The sequence below is a fragment of the Okeania sp. SIO2B9 genome, assembly GCF_010672505.1.
GTDB classification, from domain to species: Bacteria; Cyanobacteriota; Cyanobacteriia; order Cyanobacteriales; family Microcoleaceae; genus Okeania; species Okeania hirsuta.
The window spans coordinates 1-7,862 of record NZ_JAAHGK010000191.1 but is presented as its reverse complement, the minus strand read 5'-3'; the positions used below and the strand labels follow the sequence as shown (position 1 = coordinate 7,862).

Sequence of the window (7,862 nt, the reverse complement as noted above, 5' to 3'; positions counted from 1 at the left end):
CCATTGATTTATATAGTCTTGCAAGTCAATGGGACTATGATTCAGCCTATAACGAGTCTGTAGAATCAGCCAAGAAAATCGTCAAACACAAGGAAGAATTTGTCATTCTAGGTATGAAAATTACTACTTTAAATACCGAAAATGAGATAGTTGAGTTTGCTATAACTGACCTAGACGGAAAGACTTTTATTAACACCTTAGTTAGACCCAGTTCTAATGCACAAGACATTCTAGAGGGTAAACCCACCTTTGCTCAAGTTTACCCAAAGATAATGGAAATAACTAAACACAAGCATATATGTGTCTATAACAGGCAGCTTAACTTTACCATACTTAAACGAACTGTACATAAATATGGCTTTCCCCAGTTAAACTATTCATCTGGTATTTGCATAATGTTAATGCACAATGAATACTGCAATAAATGGGATAATACAAACAAATGTTGGGAAAATCAGTCTTTTAACGGAGGATATCAAGCTTTAGAAGATTGTTTAGCGACTGAAAGGCTAGTTAATAAGATGGCAGAATCAGAATATCGCACCCCTCCAGATGCCTACTATCAGCTCAACAAAACAGGAACTCAAGCAAAGACAGCAACAACGTTGATGGGAATGGTGGAGGGAATATTTCCTCAGTTGAAAGAATGACTGTCAAACTGATGCCAGGTGACAACGGGAGGATAAGTGCTGATGGTAAGCTCACAGCGATCCTCCCATTTTTCTGCTTTATCGTAGTAATGCAACACAGGACTACCGATATATCGTAAAGAATCATCCGGCAGTACACCAGCAGCAACCAGTCCATCCATTATATACTTTGCAGCAGCAGCAATATTATCTGGATCGCGGTTTTCATTGAACACTCTCCAGTTGAAACAAAGCCACACCTTATTTTCTCCATAAGGCTGCAATGCACTAGACATCAAAGCCAGTTCCTGAGTCCACTTACGCTTTTCAGATGAGGACGCATAAATACTTCTCCTGGCAGAGCTAATAATTTTGTTAAGTGTAGGTGGAAGAGGATACACTATTGTTTGTACAGAAGCCATTCGGGGTAGATATGATAGCAAAAACTTTAAATCTTAACAGCTTATACGACGAGCTAAGGCAGAACATCTCCTTCATTGTACTTAGCAATGGGTATATGATGCAGATGCCGTTTATGATTTGGAGGAACGAAACAGATGTGATAAATGCCCATGCCATCTACAACAACATCTATAAGGAGTACGGAGATTATAAACCAGAAAGGGTGACAATGCGCAATATTAAAGATAGGCATGACAGTTGGATGTGGAAATTATTCCCCAAAGAAGATAGAGAGCCAGTGATACAGCAATATTCACCAGCTCTTGTCTTGGCACAACAGCCCAACTTTGGCAAAGAAATCAGAGAATATTTAGATTTATTATTTGACAACTGTATTGATTTTAAACTCTTTCAATGCTACATGAGTCCAGACTTGCCAGAACATATCACCACCAGAGGCAAATATATTATGCACTTAATAGGACAACATGTTAATGTTCAATATGATGAAGTAGCTAGGGTGACTACATATCAAAAAGCTGACTACATTGTCACTACATTAATCAGAGATGAACCATTGTTTTAAATCTTAGTAAAGCCTGTAACAATTACATCAATGTCCCAACTAAATTGGCCGTTACCAAACAGAACTGCGTAACGACCATCATCGTATTTAAGTTCAACTTCTTTAGACCTAGCTTTCCATACTCCTGCCAGAGGTTTCAACCAATCACCATTAAAGTTTCCATTTTTATACCAAATGTTTCCACTACTAATGAACAGCGGAATATCCCACTCCACTTGGTTCACCATTGGCAAAATCATCTTCTCTCTAGTCTTCGTATCAAAGCTAGTTCCGTTCTCATTGTTGTAGTCAATTAATGCTTGCTCTGGAATTTGTTGGGTATTAACAGAGCGATACCTACCTGTAATATAAAAGATTCCATTTCCTAGAGGTTGAAACAGTAGTTTATTAATCTCAGGATTAAGCGTTGGTTGCAGTTGAGGAGAATATTCATTCCTTGCCCAGTCCATGAACTTAAAATCGATATTGCCATACTCTGCCAAACTACCTATCATTACTTCATCTGAGAGGAAGTCGCTAACATGGCTACCTTTGGGCAAAATAACACAATAACATTCAGCCAATCCTTCTTCAACACCGTTGCTGTTGGTTGATAGATGACAAGTAAACGTCTTTGGATATGCTACTTCATTGCTCTTGACGTTAACAGAGAAGGTTTTGATTCCTTCCTCTTCTTTCTCCCAAAACAGTCTTCTAGCTGGAGAATAGAAATGACCAATAGAGTCCATCGACTTGACAGCAGTTCCCAACCTCCTAAAATAGTCTGAATAGTCAGCGCCACGGAAAGTTATTCTAGCTTCAGCATCCGCATTAGTGCCAATCTTCTCAACTTCAAATGCAATATCACCAGTTTGAGTGATAATAACAAAACCACGGGTGAATCTTAGTTCAGCCATAATAGTTTTTCTTAAAATTTAAACGTTTACCGAAAAATTAAGGTATAAAGCCTCTCCATTCATGGAGAAAAAGCGGTCGTTTTAACGAAGTTTCCCGTAGGATGGGATGGCGTTTAGCGCCCTGCACAACGCCATATCCAATCGACCAAGAGAAGAAAAAAAATTCCTTTTAGCCAATCCTATCTGTTATAAGAATAGGTAATTATTAATTATTAATTATTAATTATTTACCGAAATAATTAATAATTAAACAATTAAATAATTAGATTATTCAGGTTTAAAGCCTCCCCTTTCAAGGGGAAGAGAATAAATTTTTTCCTTAAATGTCAATCCTCTCTCTTTTAGGGAGAGGTAATTATCAATTATCCATTATCAATTATCAATTATTGAAGTCTGCCCATAAAGGCATCAAGGGAGTCAACATAGGCACATCGCATCTAATAGTTACATTGAGCTTCTCGCTTCCCTCTAAAATTCTGACTCCTAAACCTCCATTATTAGGTAATTCTTTATTTGCTGCTCCTGCTTTAGCTAAAGTATTCAGCACCCTAGCAGAATCCCAAATTAACTGTAATGGTTGATTTGCTCTAGGGTTTGAGCTGTTAAAATAAGGTGTATCTGTGTAGTAATTCCTATTACTAGAAGAGTAATATTGAGAACCCATGTTTGACATTAGGTAGCCATTTTCATTGCTACCACTAACTTCATTGGGATTATTGGGTTCAACTTGAAAACCAACAGTCATTTCAACTAAATTAGCAGCTTTCAAGCCAAATCTAATAGGAGTTCGTCTAGGATAGCTAGGGTTTTCTGAACTGTAATAGTAATAATCATTTATCATTTTGCTGATAGAACAAAATGCTACCCAAACTTTAAAAAATGGCTGGTCGTTATGAACAGACATATCTATCCCAGTCCAATAATCACGAGATGTAGCGTTAACGGTATTATCCTGAAAGTATTGGACTACTTTTGCTACGGTTGCATCGTCGTTAAGTAAGCTCATTATCTTTATGAGTAATTGTCAGCAATTTTACTATAAAAAGGTAAGTTTGGCGCGTTCAAAGGAATGTAATTAAAGTTGATATCACACAAAACTCCGTTCCTTCTCTTGGAAATATTGATCGAGAATTGAGGGTCGTTATTTGGGTAACTTGTGCTATCAGAAGTTGCCCTTTCGTGCAACACCCTACAGCAATCATAAATAAACTGTAATGGGTTAGTACCACTCCCAGTAAAGTCAACTGCTAAGTAGCCAATATCTGTCATATAGGCAGTTACTTCTGGCAAAGTAAACACATTGTCGGCAATAGCCAGCCGACCATTCATTTCTTTACCCAATACTAAAGATGTATCATAGGGGTCTATGTAGAACTTTACAGTCAAATCTGCCCCTGCTTTACGGCCTACGTTATAGCTGTACTCTACAGATTCAAAATTAGCTACATCAGGTTCACTTGTAGGAACTGTACTAGCTATTACGGCCGCTGAACAAAAGTTTATGAGTGACTTGACAAACCTTTCAGTATTGTGTGACGAAAAATCTATTGAGTTAAAAAGAGACTTAGACCTCGTATCAAGTGACTGTAGCTTTGGTACTACACTAACAGTTCTAGCTTCATATTGATAGATTCCCATAGCTAACCTCCTAGGCCACTAAAATATCTTCGTACTGAGGAACTTGGGGAGTCCCTACCTTCACTTCTGCTCTAATGGCAGCCAGCATTACAGAGCTTCTATTTGAAAGAGTGACAGTTACTGGCTCACCTAGCTCTTGCATAATTTTTGCAGTGTCTAAAGCGAACTGCATTGGAGCAATTGTGTCAAAATTAATTACCAACCACGGACATTGAGCAAAGTTGGAACCAAACAAGCTTGTATAACTATTCATATCCAAAGCTTGTGCAGTGACTCCATTAAAGGGTTGAAAACTGTCTCTCTGACTGTTGGTTATTGTGTTGAAATCGTCCATGTACAAGTCAATTCTAGCCGTGTAAATTGCCGAATTGGATGTAGGAGAACTAAAATTATAAGGTGCTGGTCTAGGCTCGTTATAGGCAAGTTCGTAGTTTCTATAAAACTCGCGATTAATTAAAAACAAGCCATTGATTAACATACACCAGTCTTTGAGAAACATATTATTCTCATAACCAGTAATATTAAAGCTGTTGGCAATACTGCTAGATGGCATTGAGGAGCTAGCCAAAGCGTTGAGAACTTCTTGAGTAGTTGCAGGCATAGTTTTTTATAGGCAACAGGCAACAGGGAATAGGGAATATGTTTTCACACCAAAGGTACTTACCAATGGATAATTGATAATTATGTTTGCGTTCTGCAAAGCTTTCCTAGGGAATGCTCCGCTTTCCATGTCGGCGACAGCCGAAAACAAAAATAATTATCCATTATTCATATCCATTATCAATATGAAAAAATAACCCCTGGCAGCAGAACCGCCAGGACTTTCAATAATTAACAATTGACAATTACCCCTTATTTTTAAGAAGGAGATTGACTAAAAAGAAAAATTTTTCTTCTCTTGGTCGATTGGATATGGCGTACTTCGGAGCGGCTCTGCAAGAGCGGAAAACCTCGCCATCCCATCCTACGAAATGCTCCGCAAACGACCGCTTTTTCTCCTTAAAAGGAGAGGCTTGAAACCTTAATTATTAATTATTAATTATTTGGTAATTGTGCTATTAAAAATCTACTAAGTCTTCAGCTTGGAAAACTAGCTGACCAGTAACAGGAAACTCAATCCGAATGCTTGTCCGTGGACCGTCAGAACTTTCAGCAGTACTAATACGCACCTTTTGACTATAGCTGTCTACAGCAGGGTCAGAATCATAGCTGTTCAGAACACGCGCCCAATCTAAAAGTACCTGCCCTAACGGAACAGTGTAGTTAGTAGCTAAAGCTGTACCAGCAATTAGGGAGTTAGTATTTCCAGTTAAGTCGTAGGAAGTTAAACCAAACAAACCATTGGCATTGCTCAGGTCAGCACCAGTAACAACTTGGTTCAAATCAACGTCTTGAACATACAACCTAACACTGATTTCACCCATTAGACCGTCGTTGTCAAGAGAAACTGCACGAGGGTTACGAGCGTCTACTGCTGCGTAGTCTTGGTTCTCAGCTTCTAGGATTAAAAACTGGCACAGACGAACAAATAATTTGTGTGCTTGCTCAGTGCCAGATAGACCTAAACCAGCTAAGAATGATGCTGATGGTAAGGAAGAGAAATCACTTCCAAAATGTCCGGAGACTGCGGTTAGAGTTGCTGCTGATAATGGCATAACAATTTACCTCTTATATATTTGTGGTGTTATACCAATTTAATAAATGTTTGCTACAAATAGCTAGGGGATTTTTTAGGACTCAGGAGTCGTATGGGAATAGCTTCGATACCATTTTTTAGTTCATAACTTATCTTATTCGTCAAAGAGACATCTCCTGTAAATTATTTTTATCACCCTTATTATTCGTAACATTCTTTTTTTAAATTGGTGTTAGAAATCAATATCTATGGGTTCATCTGGAGTGTCACGTTCTGCCAAGCGTTGGGCGATGACCTCCTGTAATTGTTTCCAGAGCTGTTCCTTCTCCTTCTGAGTTTTACGAACAACTGGAAACCTCTCTATTATTTCTTGTTCAGGCATTTATATGAAGTCAGAAGTCAGATAGCGGAGCCGTCGGATTGGCGACGTACACAATTTTTTCTGAAGTTAGAATAATTTAGATCCTTGCAGAAAAACTGATAACTGATAACTGATAACTGATAAAGCTGCTAGTTCATAGGAATAGGTGGAAGCTTTTCCTCTTTCTGCTTTTCAAACTCCTTCATAACGGCTGCTACATCACAGGCACGTTGCCACGACTTAGTTCCCCACTCTTCATTAAAAACTTGAGCTTTGTCTATGTCAAAAGTAGGACTAGCAACAAGTTGCTTTATCGTCATCGGGCCGTAGCTGGTTCCGTCAATTGCAAAATACCAAATTTTGCTTTCCACTGTAGGTACTGGAACTGGAGGTGTAGCAGTAGATGGAGAAGGCTTTGCCCCTCCAAGTTTGGCACTTTCTGGAAGTTCAGAAACTCGATCTACTAACACTTTTTTAATCTTGTTGTCAATTCGGAACCTCGCTTCGATTTTTTCAGGAATCTTTCTTGGCAGTCCGCCAATTTTCCTTTCTGTTTCTGGCTTGTGTTCGGTGACTAGCGCACCCAAACCAGGCCATTCTTGAGTTTCCAGCGATTTCATCCCTTCGACAATGAGGTTTGTCGCTTCTTCAAAAACTGCTCCAATCTGAGTAACACTCAACCCGAACTTAGCTCCAGCTTCTTGAAACTTTTCTTTGATACTGGGCATATTTGCTTTCCTCCGCAGAGGTTTTACCTTTTCGTTGACGATTTAATCATACACTAAGAAAATAGAATGTGTCAACAGTATTTTAGAGAAAATTTGAGCTATGGCAAAAAAACCTCTAGAGTCTCGAACTAAAAGATTTGGTTTGAGCGGATTTGACATATATCAGACAAATATGCCGATTTATGATTTTGGTTTGGGAGGTTGGAGGACTAATGAAAAAGATGAAATTGACTCAATTATTTACCGTAGGAATTTACTAGGCGCAATGCACCCCAATGTAAACTGTGCAATAGGAGCAATTCCAGCAAACAAATCTCCTAGCATAAGTTTTATTGGCAAGTATTCTACCATGATGAGGGGAGGAATTGAGTTACCTTCAGAGTCAGGTTCTATTAAGTTGAAGTTAGACTTAGCAGGCAGTTCCAGGACTCATGGCCATTTTGTCTTTACCGACGCAGAGCTAGGTAAGCTGTACTTTGGCGATGCAGCGATGAACAGAATTAACTATGGTTCAATCCTACTTACAGAGTGTAAGAAATTAATTTCTCGCAAGATGAGAATAGTAATTATTGATGAGGAAAAGGATAGGGATATTATCATTCCGACTTTGCCAGAGGAAACACTAGCTAATTATCCTGGCGATAGTCATGGCAAGATTTCTGCTGAATTAGCACAGGAGTTGACTGAAGGTGTTGACGATAGTTGGGCAACTGAGAAAAAGCCGATACAAATTAGGGTTGGCATTCCTAACCAATATTGTTGGAAGGGAACTGTGGTAACTGTTAAGGGAGGCTTGCCAAAAATATTAGATCCGGAAGATAGCGCGTTTACATTAGCAAAAGCTCAGGGTTACGACTTACTCTTACCATTATCCGGGTTTAAGGGGAAAAAACCTAGTAGTGGTGAAGTAATCACAGAAGTAATATTCGTCGGTACAGTCGCCCTTGGAGAACATAGACTAGCTAAGGGGTCACAAATGTTGTGGA

The 7,862-nt window shown here is 38.8% G+C and carries 10 protein-coding genes and 1 pseudogene; 3 read left to right on the top strand and 8 right to left on the bottom strand.

Annotation, left to right across the window (positions count from 1 at the left end; all coding sequences use genetic code 11):
* On the top strand, positions 1–650 hold a 650-nt coding region (locus F6K13_RS09330; RefSeq protein ID WP_287287265.1), incomplete at its 5' end, for a hypothetical protein.
* On the opposite strand, the gene F6K13_RS09325 is transcribed toward F6K13_RS09330, so the two are convergent.
* Positions 635–1,051, bottom strand: a complete 417-nt coding sequence (locus tag F6K13_RS09325) for a hypothetical protein (protein ID WP_287287264.1) — start codon at positions 1,049–1,051, stop codon at positions 635–637. The genes F6K13_RS09330 and F6K13_RS09325 overlap by 16 nt on opposite strands.
* A gap of 113 nt (positions 1,052–1,164) precedes the next feature.
* Here F6K13_RS09325 and F6K13_RS09320 point away from each other — a divergent pair, with 113 nt between their 5' ends.
* Positions 1,165–1,617: a hypothetical protein gene (locus F6K13_RS09320; RefSeq protein WP_287287263.1), complete on the top strand. Its 453-nt coding sequence runs from the start codon at positions 1,165–1,167 to the stop codon at positions 1,615–1,617.
* Here F6K13_RS09320 and F6K13_RS09315 read toward each other — a convergent pair.
* The 7 genes from F6K13_RS09315 to F6K13_RS09285 all read right to left on the bottom strand — a co-directional run bounded on the left by F6K13_RS09315 (position 1,614) and on the right by F6K13_RS09285 (position 6,876).
* Positions 1,614–2,513 carry a hypothetical protein gene (locus F6K13_RS09315; protein ID WP_287287262.1) on the bottom strand — a complete coding sequence of 300 codons (900 nt, stop codon included), beginning with the start codon at positions 2,511–2,513 and terminating at the stop codon, positions 1,614–1,616. The two genes, F6K13_RS09320 and F6K13_RS09315, sit on opposite strands and share 4 nt — an antisense overlap.
* 379 nt (positions 2,514–2,892) lie before the next feature.
* The gene (locus tag F6K13_RS09310) at positions 2,893–3,519 is read right to left on the bottom strand and encodes a hypothetical protein (protein ID WP_287287260.1); all 627 of its coding nucleotides are present in this window, start codon (positions 3,517–3,519) and stop codon (positions 2,893–2,895) included.
* Between the two features lie 5 nt (positions 3,520–3,524).
* On the bottom strand, positions 3,525–4,151 hold the full coding sequence (locus tag F6K13_RS09305; RefSeq protein WP_287287259.1) for a hypothetical protein: 627 nt from the start codon (positions 4,149–4,151) through the stop codon (positions 3,525–3,527).
* A gap of 10 nt (positions 4,152–4,161) precedes the next feature.
* Positions 4,162–4,752: a hypothetical protein gene (locus F6K13_RS09300; protein WP_287287258.1), complete on the bottom strand. Its 591-nt coding sequence runs from the start codon at positions 4,750–4,752 to the stop codon at positions 4,162–4,164.
* Between the two features lie 457 nt (positions 4,753–5,209).
* Positions 5,210–5,806 (bottom strand): hypothetical protein, encoded by a 597-nt coding sequence (locus F6K13_RS09295; protein WP_287287257.1) that lies wholly within the window; start codon positions 5,804–5,806, stop codon positions 5,210–5,212.
* 213 nt (positions 5,807–6,019) lie between these two features.
* Positions 6,020–6,169 (bottom strand): hypothetical protein, encoded by a 150-nt coding sequence (locus F6K13_RS09290; RefSeq protein WP_287287256.1) that lies wholly within the window; start codon positions 6,167–6,169, stop codon positions 6,020–6,022.
* A 128-nt stretch (positions 6,170–6,297) separates the two neighbouring features.
* On the bottom strand, positions 6,298–6,876 hold the full coding sequence (locus F6K13_RS09285) for a hypothetical protein (protein ID WP_287287254.1): 579 nt from the start codon (positions 6,874–6,876) through the stop codon (positions 6,298–6,300).
* Between the two features lie 100 nt (positions 6,877–6,976).
* Between F6K13_RS09285 and F6K13_RS09280 the strand changes: the two are divergent.
* A pseudogene (locus F6K13_RS09280) lies at positions 6,977–7,862 on the top strand (hypothetical protein); the annotation flags it as partial.

Bases quoted from the DNA above. Each gene is read 5' to 3' on its own strand.
- F6K13_RS09325 (WP_287287264.1), bottom strand. From the start codon at position 1,051: ATGGCTTCTGTACAAACAATAGTGTATCCTCTTCCACCTACACTTAAC.
- F6K13_RS09320 (WP_287287263.1), top strand. From the start codon at position 1,165: ATGATTTGGAGGAACGAAACAGATGTGATAAATGCCCATGCCATCTAC.
- F6K13_RS09315 (WP_287287262.1), bottom strand. From the start codon at position 2,513: ATGGCTGAACTAAGATTCACCCGTGGTTTTGTTATTATCACTCAAACT.
- F6K13_RS09310 (WP_287287260.1), bottom strand. From the start codon at position 3,519: ATGAGCTTACTTAACGACGATGCAACCGTAGCAAAAGTAGTCCAATAC.
- F6K13_RS09305 (WP_287287259.1), bottom strand. From the start codon at position 4,151: ATGGGAATCTATCAATATGAAGCTAGAACTGTTAGTGTAGTACCAAAG.
- F6K13_RS09300 (WP_287287258.1), bottom strand. From the start codon at position 4,752: ATGCCTGCAACTACTCAAGAAGTTCTCAACGCTTTGGCTAGCTCCTCA.
- F6K13_RS09295 (WP_287287257.1), bottom strand. From the start codon at position 5,806: ATGCCATTATCAGCAGCAACTCTAACCGCAGTCTCCGGACATTTTGGA.
- F6K13_RS09290 (WP_287287256.1), bottom strand. From the start codon at position 6,169: ATGCCTGAACAAGAAATAATAGAGAGGTTTCCAGTTGTTCGTAAAACT.
- F6K13_RS09285 (WP_287287254.1), bottom strand. From the start codon at position 6,876: ATGCCCAGTATCAAAGAAAAGTTTCAAGAAGCTGGAGCTAAGTTCGGG.